The sequence below is a fragment of the Sedimenticola hydrogenitrophicus genome (assembly GCF_025175675.1).
Classification (GTDB): domain Bacteria; phylum Pseudomonadota; class Gammaproteobacteria; order Chromatiales; family Chromatiaceae; genus Sedimenticola; species Sedimenticola hydrogenitrophicus.
In genome coordinates this window covers 17,343-33,598 of sequence record NZ_JANIOA010000045.1, presented here as the reverse complement: position 1 = coordinate 33,598, position 16,256 = coordinate 17,343, and the positions used below count along the sequence as shown (strand labels likewise).

Sequence of the window (16,256 nt, the reverse complement as noted above, 5' to 3'; positions counted from 1 at the left end):
GGGTCGGAGTCAAATTTAATCAAGGAAACGCGGCCGTTCGCACGACAACGTCCATCCAATTTGCCTCCGACCCCTCCGGGAATTAAGCAATGTCCGACCCGATCTGGAGCTGGTGAGTCAGCCGGTCATTTCTTGAACAACAGCGGTGCGACGTCGTCAAAGCCGCAGGCGAAGTGAACCTTGATCCCTTTGCGGATATGCTCGGGTACCTCGTCATACTCGCCCCGGTTCTCCTCCGGCAGGATCAGCTCGCGAATGCGGGCACGGCGCGCGGCAATCATCTTCTCCCGCACTCCGCCGATCGGGAAGACATGGCCGGTCAGGGTCAGTTCGCCGGTCATGGCGATATGCCGCACCGGCTGATTGCGCGCCAGTGAAAGCAGCGCCGAGGCGATGGTGATGCCGGCGCTCGGGCCGTCCTTGGGCGTGGCACCGGCCGGTACGTGCAGGTGGATGAAGCTCTTTTCAAAAAACTCCGGATCGGCCCCCAGGCGGGTGGCATTGGCCATCACGTAACCGTAGGCGATCTCGGCCGATTCGCGCATCACGTCGCCCAACTGGCCGGTCAGCTTGAAGCCCCGGGTGTAGCTGTGGGTGCGGGCGGCCTCGATGCTCAGGGTCGCCCCGCCCATGGCGGTCCAGGCCAGTCCGGTGACCACGCCGGGGCCGGTCAGGTTGCGTTCGTCGCGGAAGATCGGGCTGCCCAGATACTCCTTCAGATCCGCCTCTTCCACGACAATCGGGGTCGGCGTCTGGTCCAGGATCTTGACTACCGCCTTGCGCACGATCTTGCCGATCTGCTTCTCCAGCCGCCGCACCCCGGCATCCCGGGCATAGCCCTCGATGATCGATTTCAGGGCCACGCTGTTGAGCTTCAGCTGGTTGCGCTTCAGGCCGGCCCGCCGCAATTGCCGGGGCAGCAGGTACTTGCGGGCGATCTGCAGCTTCTCCTGGGCGATATAGCCGGAGAGCGGGATGATCTCCATGCGGTCGCGCAACGGGGCCGGGATGGTGTCCAGCTGATTGGCGGTGCAGACAAACAGCACCTTGGAAAGGTCGAAGCGCAGGTCCAGGTAGTGGTCGAGAAAGTCGCTGTTCTGTTCCGGGTCCAGCGCCTCCAGCAGGGCCGAGGCGGGATCCCCCTGGAAGGAGGCGCCGATCTTGTCGATCTCATCCAGCATGATCACCGGGTTGGCAGTCTCCGCCTCCTTCATCGCCTGGATGAATTTGCCCGGCATGGCGCCGATGTAGGTGCGCCGGTGGCCCTTGATCTCCGCCTCGTCGCGCATGCCGCCGACCGAGAAGCGGAAGAAACTGCGTCCCAGGGCGTCGGCGATCGATTTGCCGATGGAGGTCTTGCCCACGCCCGGCGGGCCCACCAGCAGGATGATGGAGCCGCTGACCTCGCCTTTCATCATGCCCACGGCGAGGAATTCCAGGATCCGTTTCTTGACGTCGTCCAGTCCGTAATGATCCTTGTCCAGCGCCTTGCGCGCCGCACCCAGGTCGAGCTTGTCCGGGCTGTGTCTGCCCCACGGCAGCAGGGTGATCCAGTCGATATAGTTGCGCGTCAGGGCGTACTCCGGTGAGCCGGTTTCCAGGATCGAGAGCTTCTGCATCTCCTCGTCCAGCCGCTTGCCCGCCGTATCCGGCAGCACCAGCTGCTCCAGGCGCTCTCTGAACTTGTCCAGTTCAGCGGTGCGGTCATCCTTCTCCAACCCCAGCTCCTGCTGGATCGCCTTGAGCTGTTCTCGCAGGAAGAACTCCCGCTGATGGGTGTTGATCTTGTCCTCCACCGTCTTGCGGATCTCGTTCTGCGCCTTGGCCAGTTCCAGCTCTTTATTGAGCAGCAGCAGCACCTTTTCCATGCGCGGCAGCAGGTCGACCTCCTGCAGCACCTCCTGCAGCTGGAAGCGGTCGGCGGTGGTGAGGCTGGCGGCAAAATCGGCCAGGTGGGAGGGGTCATCCGGTCCCAGCCGGTCGAGGAAGATGCGCAACTCCTCGCCATACAGCGGATTCAGCGGCACCAGCTCCTTGATGGTGTTGATGACCGCCATGGCATAGGCCTTGATCTCGTCGCTGGGTGCCGAGGACTCTTCGGTGAAGTAGTGGACCTGGGCCTTGAACGGGGCGCTACGGGAGACAAAATGATCGATCCGGAAGCGCTGCAGACACTCCACCAGCACCTGCAGGCGGCCCTCCACCTTCTGCACGCGGTGGATCTTGCAGGCGGTGCCGATGTAGCGGAAGTCGCTCGGCACCGCCTCTTCCGAGGTGGTGGCATCGGTCATGACGATACCAAGAATCGACTGGCTGGATTCATGCGCGGCGCTGATGGTCTCTTCCCAATGCTCGTCGTTCATCAGCAGCGGCACGGCCTGTCCGGGGAAGAACGGGCGAGTGGTCACCGGCAGCAGGTGGATCACGCCCGGGAGTACATCTCCCTGACGGGCCAGTACATGGTCGGTGATGATGTCCAGGGTGTCGGCGTTGATGGCGTCGTCATTCATGCTTCTAGTCCACTCTCGTTTTTATAATTGCCGGGTAGGCCGGGGCGGCTGTTTTTTTTCATCTCTGGGGTGTACCTGTCCAGATAGGTTATATCAGGCTGGTGGTGCGGTTTTACAAGCCAGGTTGGAGAGGCGCACGAAATCGGCCAGGGAGAGCCGTTCCGCCCGCAGTGACGGATCGATCCCGGCGGCAACGATCAGCTCGGCGTCCACCAATTTGCCGAGGCTGTTGCGCAGGGTCTTGCGGCGCTGGGAGAAGGCGCTGGTGACCAGGCGGGCGAAGTGCGCCGGGTCGTCGATGACATGGGGCGGCTGCGCGTGGGGGATCAGCCGCACGATGGCCGAGTCCACCTTGGGTGCCGGCTTGAAGGCGCCGGGGCCGATCTCGAACAGGGCCTCCACCTCGCACCAGGCCTGCATCATCACCGACAGGCGGCCATAGGTCTTGCCGCCCGGCCCGGCGGCCATCCGTTGCACCACCTCTTTCTGCAGCATGAAGTGCATGTCGCGGATGATGTCGGCAAACTGCAGCAGGTGAAACAGGATCGGGGTCGAGATGTTGTAGGGCAGATTGCCCACCAGCCGCAGCGGGCGGCCATCGCCGGCCAGCGACGCGAAATCGAACTTGAGCGCATCGCTGTTATAGATGTTCAGTTCGCCCAGCCCGGCGCAGCTGACCGCCAGGGGGTGAATCAGATCCCGGTCCAGTTCCACCGCATCCAGCCGGCCGCACCTTTTCAGCAGCTCCCGGGTTATGGCGCCGTGACCCGGACCGATCTCCACCAGATGCTCGTCCGGCCTTGGATGGATGCTGGCGATGATGCGCTGGATCACGCCGGGATCGTGCAGGAAGTTCTGGCCAAAACGCTTCTTGGCCTGATGGGGTGGTCTGGGTTTTATGTTCATATTATCTGTTTTCGCTGGTGGGGTGCCGATCGTTTCGGGCTATACCGGGGTCGGAGTCAAACCGCGCACTCCAGAGCGGAGGCTGCATTTTATCGGGCGGTTTGACTCCGACCCCTCGCGATATCGCGCTCATGATACCACTAGATGTGCGGGGTGTCGGGTGGTCGGGCGGCATCGGTCACCCGTCGGGGGGGCGGGGAGAACGTAAGCACCAAGATAACCACCTCCGTGGGTGCATTACCCCCTGCTGGGGGACGCCGTAAACCCTGGGGGCTCGCAGCGGCCATCCATTGCCGCAGACGCCCCCAGCAGGGGATAACGCACCTACTACCAACCCCTTATGGGGTGGTTATCTTGGTGTTTACGGAAGGACCGCCGGGTCAGGCGGGCGCCAGCAGATAGAGGGCGAACAGCCCGCGCTCCCCGACCCAGTGGCGGACCTGGCGCAGTCCCGCCCGGCTGGCCTGGGCCAGGAACTCCTCCGGCGCATACTTGTAGGAGTTCTCGGTATGGACGGTCTCTCCCGCCCCGAGTTCGAAGCGGTAACCGTTCAGCCGCAGGGTCTGCCGGCAGCGGCTGACCAGGTGCATCTCGATACGTCCCAGCTCCCGGTTGTAGAAGGCCCGGTGTGCAAAGTTCTCGGGTTCACACTCCACCCCGACCTCGTTGCGCATCCGCCGCAGCAGATTGAGATTGAAGGCGGCGGTGATCCCGGCGGCGTCGTTGTAGGCCGCATGCAGAATGCCGGGGTCCTTTTTGGTGTCGACGCCGATCAACAGCATGCCGTCACGGCCGATCTTGTCGCCCACCAGGGTGAGGAATTCACAGGCCTCGCGGGGCGAGAAGTTGCCGATGCTGGAGCCGGGGAAGAAGGCCAGCCGGGGACCCGCCGGGACGGTCTCCGGTATCGGCAGCGAGTGGGTGAAGTCGACGCAGGCGGCGTGCACCGGCAACCAGGGAAATTCGTCCACCAGTTCGGCGGCGGCCTGCTTGAGGAATTCGCAGGAGATATCCATCGGCACATAGGCGACCGGTTTCAGGGCGTCCAGCAGCAAACGAATCTTGGTAGCGGCGCCGGCGCCGGGTTCAAAAACGACACGGCCGGTGCCGGTTAGTTCCGCGATCTCGCCGGCCAGGCGGGTGAGCATCGTCTGTTCGATATTGGGCGGGTAGTACTCGGGCTGTTCACAGATCGCGGCAAACAGCGCCGAACCGCGCGCATCGTAGAAGAACTTCGGCGGGATAGACTTGTATCGCCCCGAGAAGCCCTCGATGACCGCATCCTGCAGGCTCAGGGTCTTCGGTTTGTGGTCGTGAAAGGTGATTTTCTTGGCCATCAGGCGTCCTCTGCCAAGCGCAGTCCGGAGAACATCCAGCGTTCATGGGGATAAAAAAAGTTACGGTAGCTGGGGCGCATGTGGGCGGCGGAGGTGGCGCAGCAACCGCCGCGCAACACCATCTGACTGGACATGAACTTGCCGTTGTATTCGCCCATGGAGCCGGCCAGCGGACGGAAGCCGGGATAGGCGGTGTAGGGCGAAGCGGTCCAGGCCCAGAGGTCACCGTACCACTGGCCGTCGGGTCCCGCCGGGGCCGGGTGCAGCAGATCGCTGTCGACGAAGTTGCCCGCGATCGGCTGCTCGTCCAGGATCAGCTCCAGCTCCTCCTCCCGGGGCAGGCGTTTGCCGCTCCAGCGGGCATAGGCGTCGGCCTCGTAAAAGCTGAGATGAGAGACCGGTTCATGGGGATTGAGCGGGCGCTCGCCGCCCAGGGTGAACTGCCGCCAGACGCCATCCCGCTGTTCCCAGTACAGCGGCTGCTGCCACGCCTCCTGCTGCAGCCGGAACCAGCCGTCGGCGAGCCAGAGCGCGGGGTTGCCGTAACCGCCATCTTCGATGAACTCCAGGTACTCGGCGTTGGTCACCAGCCGGTCGGCTAGCCGATGGTCGTGGATCAGTACGGAGTGGCGGGGGGTCTCGTTGTCGTAGGCGAAGCCGCTGCCGCCGTGGCCGATGGAGTGCAGTCCGCCCTCCTGTGCCAGCCAGCGGACCGGCGGGGCCTCGCCGGGCGGCGCCGCGAGGTCCGTGCGGTAGGCGGGGCGGAGGGGATTGACCGAGAAATTGTGCTTGATATCCATCAGCAGCAGTTCCTGGTGCTGCTGTTCATGCTGCAGCCCCAGGGTGATGCGGAACGAGAACCCCTCCCTTTCGGCGCTTTCAGCGTCGCCGATCAACGCCTCCATCCGGCTGTCGACATGGCGGCGGTAGGCCAGCACCTGCTCCAGGGTGGGGCGCGCAAGCAGTCCGCGCCGGGGGCGTGGGTGCATGGCGCCGACGGTGTAGTAGTAGCTGTTGAACAGGTAGTGGAAATCGGGATCGAACGGGACGTAGTCCGGTTTGAAGTGGCCCAGGACAAAGGTTTCAAAAAACCAGCTGACATGGGCCAGATGCCATTTCGGCGGGCTGGTCTCGGTGATGGACTGGATCTGGTAATCGTCAACCGCCAGCGGTCGACACACCCGCTCGCTGAAGCCCCTGATACGGCGGTAATCTTCCAGTAGTGTCTCCCTACTCATCGCGGATACCTGTGCTCTCCGGCCTTCCTGTAACCATAGCCCAATTTTTCCGATCCTGGCCCGCGGTCTGATGACAGTTTTGTAGGGTGGGTTAGGTGCGCCCTGCGCAGGGGCTGGCCGTTCGCTTTGTACTGCGCGCGCGCCGTAACCCACCGTTTGGCGGCCGGGGAGTTGGTGGGTTACGCGGCGCCTGGGTGTTGTCGTGGTCTGGAAGTGTGGTGCCTGTGCGCCGCTAACCCACCCTACGAAACAGCAAAATTATGCTTACGTGCGCCCTAATACCGCGGTCGGACGGCAGGCTGTGATTGCGCGGAGTAACGCTGATTATGGTTGCGCACCAGGAGCTCGACCTGTGCGCTCGGCAGCGGCTGGCTGTAGAGATACCCCTGACCCATTTCACACCCCAGTTGGCGCAGGAAATTCTCCTGGTACGGGGTCTCCACCCCCTCTGCAATGATCTCCAGCTGGAGACTGTGGCCCAGGCTGACGATGGCCTTGACGATGGCGACGTCGTCGTTGTCATCGGCCAGGTCCTGGACAAAGGAGCGGTCGATCTTGAGCCGGTGGATGGGCAGTTTTTTCAGATAGCTGAGGGATGAATAGCCGGTGCCGAAGTCATCAATGGCCAGTTTGATCCCCATGTCCCGCAACTGGCGCAGGGCATCGATGGAGGCGTGTATCTCGCTCATGATAAAGCCTTCGGTCACCTCCAGCTCCAGCCACTCCGGCCGGCAGCCGGTCTCGTCGAGGACGTTGGCGATACTCTCCACCAGATCGTCGCGGCGGATCTGCTTGCCCGCCAGGTTGACCGAAACGGTATCGATCGGCAGGCCGATGCGCTGCCACTCCACCATCTGGCGGCAGGCGCTTTTCAGTACCCAGTTGCCGAGGGGAACGATCAGTCCGGAGGCCTCGGCCACCGGGAGGAAGCGTGCCGGGGGCAGGGTGCCCTGTTCCGGGTGTTGCCAGCGCACCAGCGCCTCCAGGCCCACATAGCGGTCCGTGGCGAGGGACTTCTGCGGCTGATAGTAGACCATCAGCTCATCCTGCTCGATGGCCCGGCGCAGGCTCCCCTCCAGGGTGATCCGGTCATAGGCGGAGGCGGTCATCTCCCGGGTGTAGAAGTTGTAGCTGTTGCGCCCTTCGTCCTTGGTGCGATACATGGCGGCGTCGGCGTTTTTCAGCAGGGTCTCCGCGGTTTCGCCATCCTGGGGATAGAGGCTGATACCGATGCTGCCGCCGACAAAGATCGACTGACCGTTGATCTCGAAGCGTTCGTTGAGCTTGTCGAGGATCTTCTGCGCAAGCGAGATGATGTCGGCGGTATCCCTGACCTCCTCCATCAGCAGGACAAACTCGTCGCCCCCCAGCCGGGCGATGGTGTCATCTTCCCGGGTGATCGAAAGCAGACGCCCGGTGACCTGCTGCAGTAACCGGTCGCCCGTCATGTGGCCCAGGCTGTCGTTGATGTGCTTGAAGTTGTCCAGATCCAGGAACAGCAGGGCCAGCCGGCCCTGGTTGCGGCGGGCATGTTTGATGGCGTGCTCCATCCGCGCATCCAGCAGCAGCCGGTTGGGGAGATTGGTCAGGGTGTCGTGATGGGCCAGGTGTTTCAGGCTTTTCTCCGCATGTTTGCGGATGGCAATCTGTTTCTCCAGGCTCTCGTTGGTGCGGGTCAGCTCCCGGGTACGCCGCTCGACCTGGTCTTCCAGTTGCGTCCTGTGCCGTTCCAGCGCCTCCTGCGCCGCCCGGCGTTGCGTCACCTCGCCGCTCAGGTCGTCGATCAGTGACTGGTTGTGGGTCTCCAGTTCGATGGAGTGGCGGATCTGCCGGTTCATGTTACGGCTGGTGGCGGCAATCAGCCCGGTATAGATCAGGGTGGCGATGCTCAGCAGCAGACTCCACTGTGTATTCTGGATGACCAGCACCGCCACCAGAGAAAGCGATTGTGGCAGCACGTAGGCGAAGAAAGCGGGCAGCCTGGCGGCGAGTACCGGCACCGCCACCGAGATGGTGCCGAAGATCACCAGAAAGATGACGAAGTGGACGAAGGTGTCGTCGGAGGTGAGCATTAGCGGGGGCAGGCCGCCCCAGGCGACGCCCACCAGCAGGGTGCTCAGCACATAGCGCCGCCCCCAGGTCGCCGGCGGGTGGCGCTGCGCGGCGAGCCCGTGCCGGATCAGCAGCCAGGTGCGCAGCAGGACGGAGAGAAGTATCGTCAGGTTCCAGGCGATCAGCAGCCGGTGCTCCAGCTTGTCCCAGAGGCTGACGGAGAGCAGGATGGAGATGGCGGCCACGGTCAGGTTGGCCGGCATGGCATTGGCGTACAGCAGACTGATCTGCTGGGCCAGCACGTGCTCTGAAGGGGGGGTGTTATAACGCATCATCCATGCCTGCCAGCACCGCTGACTCAGAGGGGTCCTTTTTTGATAACCCTGAAAACTACTGTGTATGAAGGTAAGTTTAGGTATTAATCTCCGGTATTGATAGCGGCGGTTTTCGTGCCGACTTGAAGCAATGCCCCCAATGATCTGGAAAAACGCTAATATTGAGGGTAAGCTACCGCGCCCTTGGCGCCTTTTTGTAACGAACCGAATGCCCGGCAAACTCTATATCAAGACTTTTGGCTGTCAGATGAACGAGTACGACTCCGACAAGATGTCGGATCTGCTCAGGGAATCCCACGGCTACACCCTGACCGACCGCCCGGAAGAGGCGGATCTGCTACTCCTCAACACATGCTCGATCCGGGAAAAGGCGCAGGAGAAGGTGTTCTCCCAACTGGGTCGCTGGCGTCCCTGGAAGGAGCAGCGCCCCGATCTGGTGATCGGCGTGGGCGGCTGTGTCGCCAGTCAGGAGGGGGAGGCGATCCGCGAGCGCGCCCCCTACGTGGACCTGGTGTTCGGCCCCCAGACCCTGCACCGCCTGCCGGAGATGCTGGAGACGGCGCGGCGCGAGCGGGTGCCGGTGGTGGATATCTCGTTCCCCGAGATCGAGAAGTTCGACCGCCTGCCGGAACCCCGCTCCGACGGCCCCAGCGCCTTCGTCTCCATCATGGAGGGGTGCTCCAAGTACTGCACCTTCTGCGTGGTGCCCTACACCCGGGGCGAGGAGATCAGCCGGCCGTTCGACGACGTGCTGGCCGAGGTGTCCGCGCTGGCCGCCCAGGGGGTGCGCGAGGTCAACCTGCTGGGACAGAACGTCAACGCCTACCGCGGCCTGATGGATGACGGCGCGGTCGCCGACCTGGCCCTGCTGATCCAGTACGTGGCGGCCATCGACGGCATCGACCGTATCCGGTTCACCACCTCCCACCCCATGGAGTTCTCCGACAGCCTGATCGCCGTCTACGGCGAGGTGCCGGAGCTGGTGAGCCACCTGCACCTGCCGGTACAGAGCGGCTCCGACCGGGTGCTGGCGATGATGAAGCGCGGCCACACCGCCTTTGACTACAAGGCCAAGATCCGCCGCCTGCGGGAACTGCGGCCCGACCTCAGCCTGTCGTCCGATTTCATTATCGGCTTCCCCGGCGAGACCGAACAGGATTTCGAGCACACCATGAACCTGATCGAGACCATCGGCTTCGATCACTCCTTCAGCTTCATCTACAGCGCCCGACCGGGCACCCCGGCGGCTGAGCTGCCGGATGACGTGCCGCTGGCGGAGAAGCAGGCGCGCCTGGAGCGGCTGCAGCGGCGCATCACCGGGATGGCCGGGCAGATCAGCCGGCGCATGGTGGGCACGGTGCAGCGGGTGCTGGTGGAGCGGCACGCCAAGAAGGACCAGCGGCAGCTGGCCGGGCGCACCGAGAACAACCGGGTGGTCAATTTCGACGGTCCCGAGGGGTTGATCGGCCAGTTCGTGGATATCCACATCACCGAGGCCCTGCCCAACTCCCTGCGCGGGAAACTCATTGACGAGGCGTTGGCCCAATCCGCATGAGCAAGGCCGCCTCCAGGACTGCATCCGTGTCCGACCACCCCAAATCCCTCGATCTGTCGTTGACCCCGGAAGACAACCAGCTGTTGGCCAACCTGTGTGGTCAGCTGGATGAACACCTGCGCCAGATCGAGCGCCGGCTGGGCATCGAGATCAACTATCGCGGCAACCACTTCAAGCTGCTGGGCGAGCCGGAGGCGATTGCCGCCGCCGGCGAGTTGCTGCAAGCCCTCTACAATCAGGCTCGCCATGAGGTGCTGACCCCGGAGGCGGTGCATCTCTACCTGCAGGAGTCGGGGATCGATGCCCTGCTCAACGACCTGGCCAAGAGCAGTGTCCCCGAGGTGGTGATCAAGACCCGGCGCGGTATGATCCGCCCGCGCGGCGCCAATCAGCAGGAGTACCTGCACAAGGCGGTGATCCACGACCTCAACTTCGGCATCGGCCCGGCCGGTACCGGCAAGACCTACCTGGCGGTGGCCTGCGCGGTGGATGCCCTGGAGCGCGACCAGGTGCGGCGCATCCTGCTGGTGCGCCCGGCGGTGGAGGCGGGCGAGCGGCTCGGCTTCCTGCCGGGCGACCTGTCGCAGAAGATCGACCCCTACCTGCGCCCGCTGTACGATGCCCTCTACGAGATGCTCGGATTCGAGCGGGTGGCCAAACTGATCGAGCGCAACGTGATCGAGGTGGCCCCGCTCGCCTACATGCGCGGGCGCACCCTGAACGACGCCTTCATCATCCTCGACGAGGCGCAGAACACCACCCCCGAGCAGATGAAGATGTTCCTCACCCGCATCGGCTTCGGCTCGACCGCCATGATCACCGGCGACGTAACCCAGGTGGACCTGCCCCGGGGGCATGTCTCCGGGCTGCGCCAGGCGATCGAGGTGCTGAAGGATGTGGAGGGGATCAGCTTCACCTTCTTCAACGCACGCGATGTGGTGCGCCACCCCCTGGTGCAGAAGGTGGTGGGCGCCTACGACAATTTTGATAGAAACAAGGACAATCTGTGAACCTGTTGTTGGAGATCCAGCGGGTGGTGGAGGGGGACGGCATACCGGATCCGATGCAGTTTCAGGCCTGGGCCGAGGCGGCGCTGCACGGGCGCCTGGAGCGCGCGGAACTGGTGGTGCGCATCGTCGACCGCGAGGAGAGTCGGCAACTGAACCGGGAGTACCGCGGCAAGGACAGCACCACCAATGTGCTGTCATTTCCGTTCGAGGCGCCGGCGGTGGTGGCCGATGATCCGCTGGGCGATCTGCTGGGCGACCTGGTGATCTGCGCCCCGCTGGTGGCGCAAGAGGCGGCCGAGCAGGGCAAGCCGCTGGAGGCGCACTGGGCGCACCTGCTGGTGCACGGGGTGTTGCATCTGCTGGGATTTGATCATATTAATGACCCGGAGGCCGAAACGATGGAAGGCCTCGAAGTGGAGATCCTGGAATCCCTGGGATATTCCGATCCATACGAAATCGAAAGGGAACTATGAGTAGCGACGGCACTACCCGCGGTTCGATGTCCAGGTCCTGGCTAAAAAAGATGTTACAGGCCTTCGGCAACGAACCGGAAAACAGAGAACAACTGATTCAACTGCTCAGGGACGCGAAGCGCCGCGCCCTGCTGGATACCGAAGCGCTCTCCATGATGGAGGGGGTGCTGCAGGTCTCCGAACTGCGGGTCAGGGATATCATGATCCCGCGCGCCCACATGGTGGTGATCGAACGCGACGCCCCGCTGGAGGCGATCCTCCCCATCGTCATCGACTCCGCCCACTCGCGCTTCCCGGTCATCGGTGATGACAAGGGTGAAGTGGAGGGCATCCTGCTGGCCAAGGACCTGCTGGTCTACTTCGGCGAGCACAAGCGCCGCTTCGATATCCGCGACGTACTGCGGGCGGCGGTCTTCGTGCCGGCCAGCAAGCGGCTCAATGTGCTGCTCAACGAGTTCCGCGCCAGCCGCAGCCACATGGCCATCGTGGTGGACGAGTACGGTGCCGCCGACGGCCTGGTGACCATCGAGGACGTGCTGGAGCAGATCGTCGGCGAGATCGAGGACGAACACGACTTCGATGAAGGGACCACCATCCTCAAGCGCAGCGAGACCGAGTACACCGCCAAGGCCGGCACCTCCATCGACGAGTTCAACGACTACTTCGAGAGCCAATTTCCGGACGAGGAGTTCGATACCATCGCCGGCCTGGTCACCCAGTCCCTGGGGCACCTGCCGAAACGCGGCGAGGTGGCCGAGATCGACCGCTTCCGCTTCGAGGTGCTGCGCGCCGACAGCCGGCGCATCCACCTGCTGAACATCCGTCTGTTGCCGCAACAGCTGGACAGTGCCCACTAGTCGGTTGGCCCGGGTGCAACGCCTCCCGTGGCGGCTTCCGGCCGCCTTTGGGGCGGGCGGCCTGTCGGTACTCGGTTTCGCCCCCTTCTCCCTCTACCCCCTGGCCCTGGCGGGGCCGCTGCTGCTGCTCTGGCTGTGGCGCGACGCCTCGCCGCGGTTCGGCTTCCAGAGTGGCTGGGCCTACGGCCTCGGGCTGCTCGGCTTCGGCGTGTTCTGGCTGCACATCAGTATCGATCAGTTCGGCAACCTGGGGACGGCCACGGCGATCGCCCTCACCCTGTTGTTCGTGCTGGTACTGGCGCTCTATTACGGGCTGGTGGGTTGGCTGACGGTGCGGTTGTGGCGACGCGGCGGCGAGGACTGGTCCCTGCTGGCGGTGGTTCCCTCGCTCTGGGTGCTGGGGGAGTGGCTGCGTGGCTGGATCCTTACCGGCTTCCCCTGGCTGGTGCTCGGCTACTCGCAGATCGACTCGCCCCTGGGCGGCTATGCCCCGTTGTTCGGGGTCTACGGCGTCAGCTGGCTGCTGCTGCTGAGCGTGGCGCTGCTGTTCCGCCTGCTGCGGCCTGGGGTGGGTGGGCGTCACTGGCTGGGTGGACGGCTCTGGTTGGCCGGCGGCCTGGTATTGCTGTGGGGCGGTGGCGCGCTGCTCCATCAGGTGCAGTGGACCGAAGCGGCGGGCAAGCCCCTCCAGGTGAGTATGATCCAGGGCAATATCGCCCAGGAGGCGAAGTGGCAGCGGGACTCGCTACGGCCGACCCTGGCGCTCTATACCGGGCTGACCCGGGAGCAGTGGCAGAGCGACCTGATCATCTGGCCGGAGACGGCGGTACCGGCGTTTGCCCACCAGGTGGAAGAGATGCTGCTCCAGCCCCTGGCGGCGGAGGCGTTGGCCAACCGCAGCGAACTGCTGATCGGCATACCCATGTGGGACGTCGAGACGGGTGCCTACTACAACGCCATGCTGAGCCTGGGCCAGGACCCGGATCAACAGCGCGGCAGCTACGCCAAGCGCCACCTGGTGCCGTTCGGCGAGTTCATGCCGCTGAAACGCTGGCTGCGGCCGCTGGTCGAGTGGCTGCAGATCCCCATGTCTGATTTTACCCCCGGCGATTCTCCGCGCCCGCTGCTGCGCCTGGCCGGCTACTACGCCGGGATCTCGATCTGCTACGAGGACGCCTTCGGCGAGGAGGTGATCGAGGCGTTGCCGCAGGCGGCGTTCCTGGTCAATGCCAGCAACGATGCCTGGTTCGGCGACTCCCTGGCGCCACGCCAACATCTGGAGATGGCTCGCATGCGCGCGCTGGAGAGCGGGCGCTACCTGCTGCGCTCCACCAATACCGGGATCTCCGCCCTGATCGATCCGAAGGGCCGGATCCAGGGTTTCTCGCCGGCCTTCCAGCAGCACGTGCTGAGCGGCGAGATCATCCCCATGAAGGGCGCTACCCCCTACGTGCGGGTCGGCAACTGGGCGGTGGTGCTGTTTTCCTGTCTGGGTTTGTTGCTGTCCGGTGGGCGCTCGCCAAAGTCATCCTCGACCACTTCACCATAGGGTGGGGCGTGCCCGCTGAACACACAAATGTAGGGTGCCGGTGAGCTTGCGAACCGCACCAGGCAACGCCGGGAACGGCGGATCACCCTGATGCGGTTCGTTTCACTCACCGCATCCTACGCCCTCGTTCAGTTTCGTAGGGTGGATAAGCGGCAGCGCATCCACCGTGGCAATGGTGGATGCGCCTACCGGCTTATCCACCCTACGAAACTGTTTGATGGGTTACGTCGTTCCTCCTCCACCCATCCTACGCCCGCGTTGAGTGGAGGAGCCAAAATCGTGTTCAAGGGTCGGAGTCAAACCGCCCGGCAGCGTCAGGTTATCTCTTGTCAGGCAGGCGGTTTGACTCCGACCCCTGGTGAGGCAACTGCTCGCGCCGCAGCCGCTCCTGCTCGTCCAGGTAGCGGATCACCTCGCGGGTCTGGTGCATCAGCTCCCGCTGGGTGTCGAGCTGCCGCTCGATCGGGTCGACTGCCGGCGGCGGGGGCGGTTCCGAGCAGGCGCCAAGGGCGAGGCCGCTCAGGGCCGCCAGCCAGGTGGTGACGGCAAGCCGCCTACGCATAAGGGTACACAGTCCGGGTCAGCTGGGCTGGTTTCGTGCCGACAGGATCAGCCGGCCCTGTTCCAACTCGGGCCAGCACTTGCCGTCGAGTATCTGCAACAGGCGGTTGCCGGCGATCACCCGACGCCAGCCGTGCATTAGCTCCAGCTCCCGTTCGCCGCCGACCAGGGCCTCGATCTCCTTGCGCCCGGCCAGGGCGGCCGCGGTGATGTTGTTCTGCTCCGCCAGCAGCCGCAGGCAGCCGTGCAGCAGATCGGTCAGCGCCTCCTGGTTGGGGTCGAGGCGGGCGGCGCGTCGCTTGTCCCGGGGCCACTGCTCCTTGGGCAACGCCCGGGCATCGGCGATCAGTTTCAGCAGCAGTTCGCCGCGCCGTTTGATCGTCCCCGGCTCCAGCCCGCGGATCTTCTCCAGCTGCGCCAACTCCCCGGGCTGGCGGCGGGCCAGATCCGCCAGCACCTCGTCCTTGAGTATCCAGCGCTTCGGCCGGTTGGCCTGCTGGGCCTCCTGTTCGCGCCAGGCGGCCAGCGCCTGGAGTACCGCCAGCTGCACGCCCTTCAACGGCTGCCGACCCTTGATCCGTTTCCACGCCGCCTGGGGCGGATTGCTGTAGGTGTCGGGATTGGTCAGCTGATCAAAGTCATCCTGCAGCCAGCCCTCGCGTCCTTGCGCCTGCAGCTGCTGTTTCAGCTTGAGGTAGATTTCTCCCAGATAGATCACATCATCCAGGGCGTAGCGCAGCTGCGCCTCGTCCAGGGGGCGGCGTGACCAGTCGGTGCGCGAGTGGCCCTTCTCCAGGGTATGGCTGAGCAGCTGCTCCACCAGGTTGCCGTAGCCGATCTGATCCCCCAGGCCCAGCAGGGAGGCGGCCAGCTGGGTATCGAACAGGGGCTTGGGGAGCCTACCCCAGAGGTTGTGGAATATCTCCAGGTCCTGGCGGCCGGCATGGAACACCTTGACGATGCGCTCGTCATAGAGCAGTTCCAGCAGTGGTCCCAGCTCCTGGATCTGCAACGGATCGACACTAGCGGCGATCTCGCCATTGCTGATCTGCAGCAGGCAGAACTGCGGATAGTAGGTCTTCTCCCGGACGAACTCGGTATCCAGGGCAAGCCAGGGACTGTCGGTCAGCTGTTGGCACAGCTCGATCAGTTGTTGTTCGGTTTGTATGTGGCGTTCGAGCATAGGGATGATTCGTCAGGTTAGGCAGTTTTTGCGCAAAGTGTTGGATGGCAAGCATAACAAATCCGCGCCAGCTGTTTGTCTGTTTTCGACCAAAAGGTATGATGGGGCAGATTTTGTCCTGGCCGGATCGGACCCGGACGGGGCCGCAACAACCGGGAATCAGGACATCAGTGAAACGCTTAATCAATCTGTTTGTGGATATCTGCCTGCTGCGCGCGGCACCCCAGGATCTGCCGGTGGCCTCTGTTCTGGTGACCCTGACCCTGCTGCTGAATCTGCTCACCGGCACCGTGGTCATTGTCGGCCAATTCAACAGCGTGGTGCCGGCGCTGCTGGCCCAGCTGATGGACCTGGCGCTGCTGGCGCTGCTGGTGCGGCTGGCGTTGCAGTATCAGCGAAAGCTGGGCCGTTTCACCCAGGCGGTCAGCGCGCTGTTCGGCTGCGGGGTGCTGATCAATCTGGTGGCCATGCCGCTGCAGCTGATGATCGGCGACGATCCCCGGGTGTCGCCCCTGGGCGGGCTGGGCGTGCTGTTCTACGTGGTGCTGGTGATCTGGGGCATGGTGGTGGTGGCGCACATCCTGCGCCACACCTTCGAGGTCCGCTTCGGTAACGGCATGCTGCTATCCATTGGTTATTTCATGCTGATCAACTGGCTGGTGCAACTGGTTTTTCCAAGGAGTAGTTGAG

Annotated in this window: 13 protein-coding genes; 6 read left to right on the top strand and 7 right to left on the bottom strand. The window is 63.9% G+C overall.

Annotated features, from left to right (window positions below):
• Positions 1-125: 125 nt before the first annotated feature.
• From lon to NPX02_RS18185, 5 genes are all read right to left on the bottom strand, one after another.
• The gene (gene lon, locus NPX02_RS18205; protein WP_260295327.1) at positions 126-2,510 is read right to left on the bottom strand and encodes an endopeptidase La; all 2,385 of its coding nucleotides are present in this window, start codon (positions 2,508-2,510) and stop codon (positions 126-128) included.
• A gap of 93 nt (positions 2,511-2,603) precedes the next feature.
• Positions 2,604-3,416 carry a 16S rRNA (adenine(1518)-N(6)/adenine(1519)-N(6))-dimethyltransferase RsmA gene (rsmA, locus tag NPX02_RS18200; protein WP_260295325.1) on the bottom strand — a complete coding sequence of 271 codons (813 nt, stop codon included), beginning with the start codon at positions 3,414-3,416 and terminating at the stop codon, positions 2,604-2,606.
• A 380-nt stretch (positions 3,417-3,796) separates the two neighbouring features.
• Positions 3,797-4,753 (bottom strand): L-histidine N(alpha)-methyltransferase, encoded by a 957-nt coding sequence (gene egtD / locus NPX02_RS18195; RefSeq protein ID WP_260295323.1) that lies wholly within the window; start codon positions 4,751-4,753, stop codon positions 3,797-3,799.
• The gene (egtB, locus tag NPX02_RS18190; protein WP_260295321.1) at positions 4,753-5,991 is read right to left on the bottom strand and encodes an ergothioneine biosynthesis protein EgtB; all 1,239 of its coding nucleotides are present in this window, start codon (positions 5,989-5,991) and stop codon (positions 4,753-4,755) included. The genes egtD and egtB overlap by 1 nt, the downstream gene beginning before the upstream one ends.
• A 275-nt stretch (positions 5,992-6,266) precedes the next feature.
• Positions 6,267-8,375 (bottom strand): putative bifunctional diguanylate cyclase/phosphodiesterase, encoded by a 2,109-nt coding sequence (locus NPX02_RS18185; protein WP_260295319.1) that lies wholly within the window; start codon positions 8,373-8,375, stop codon positions 6,267-6,269.
• A 211-nt stretch (positions 8,376-8,586) separates the two neighbouring features.
• Between NPX02_RS18185 and miaB the strand changes: the two genes are divergently transcribed.
• The 5 genes from miaB to lnt are packed head-to-tail and all read left to right on the top strand — an operon-like array spanning position 8,587 to position 13,822.
• Positions 8,587-9,933, top strand: a complete 1,347-nt coding sequence (gene miaB, locus NPX02_RS18180; RefSeq protein WP_260295317.1) for a tRNA (N6-isopentenyl adenosine(37)-C2)-methylthiotransferase MiaB — start codon at positions 8,587-8,589, stop codon at positions 9,931-9,933.
• A 26-nt stretch (positions 9,934-9,959) separates the two neighbouring features.
• The gene (locus NPX02_RS18175) at positions 9,960-10,943 is read left to right on the top strand and encodes a PhoH family protein (protein ID WP_260295315.1); all 984 of its coding nucleotides are present in this window, start codon (positions 9,960-9,962) and stop codon (positions 10,941-10,943) included.
• Entirely contained in the window at positions 10,940-11,416 is a 477-nt protein-coding gene (ybeY, locus tag NPX02_RS18170; RefSeq protein ID WP_335342603.1) for an rRNA maturation RNase YbeY, read from the top strand. Before NPX02_RS18175 ends, ybeY begins: the two co-directional genes overlap by 4 nt.
• Complete coding sequence (locus NPX02_RS18165; RefSeq protein ID WP_260295313.1) at positions 11,413-12,273, top strand: HlyC/CorC family transporter; 861 nt, start codon at positions 11,413-11,415, stop codon at positions 12,271-12,273. Before ybeY ends, NPX02_RS18165 begins: the two co-directional genes overlap by 4 nt.
• Positions 12,274-12,286: 13 nt before the next feature.
• Positions 12,287-13,822, top strand: coding sequence for an apolipoprotein N-acyltransferase (gene lnt / locus NPX02_RS18160; RefSeq protein WP_260295311.1), 1,536 nt, complete (start codon positions 12,287-12,289; stop codon positions 13,820-13,822).
• Positions 13,823-14,141: 319 nt separating this feature from the next.
• On the opposite strand, the gene NPX02_RS18155 is transcribed toward lnt, so the two are convergent.
• Positions 14,142-14,384 carry a hypothetical protein gene (locus tag NPX02_RS18155; protein ID WP_260295309.1) on the bottom strand — a complete coding sequence of 81 codons (243 nt, stop codon included), beginning with the start codon at positions 14,382-14,384 and terminating at the stop codon, positions 14,142-14,144.
• A gap of 18 nt (positions 14,385-14,402) precedes the next feature.
• Positions 14,403-15,566, bottom strand: coding sequence for a ribonuclease D (gene rnd, locus NPX02_RS18150; RefSeq protein WP_260295307.1), 1,164 nt, complete (start codon positions 15,564-15,566; stop codon positions 14,403-14,405).
• 170 nt (positions 15,567-15,736) lie between these two features.
• Between rnd and NPX02_RS18145 the strand changes: the two genes are divergently transcribed.
• The gene (locus tag NPX02_RS18145; RefSeq protein ID WP_260295305.1) at positions 15,737-16,255 is read left to right on the top strand and encodes a hypothetical protein; all 519 of its coding nucleotides are present in this window, start codon (positions 15,737-15,739) and stop codon (positions 16,253-16,255) included.
• Position 16,256: the final 1 nt, after the last annotated feature.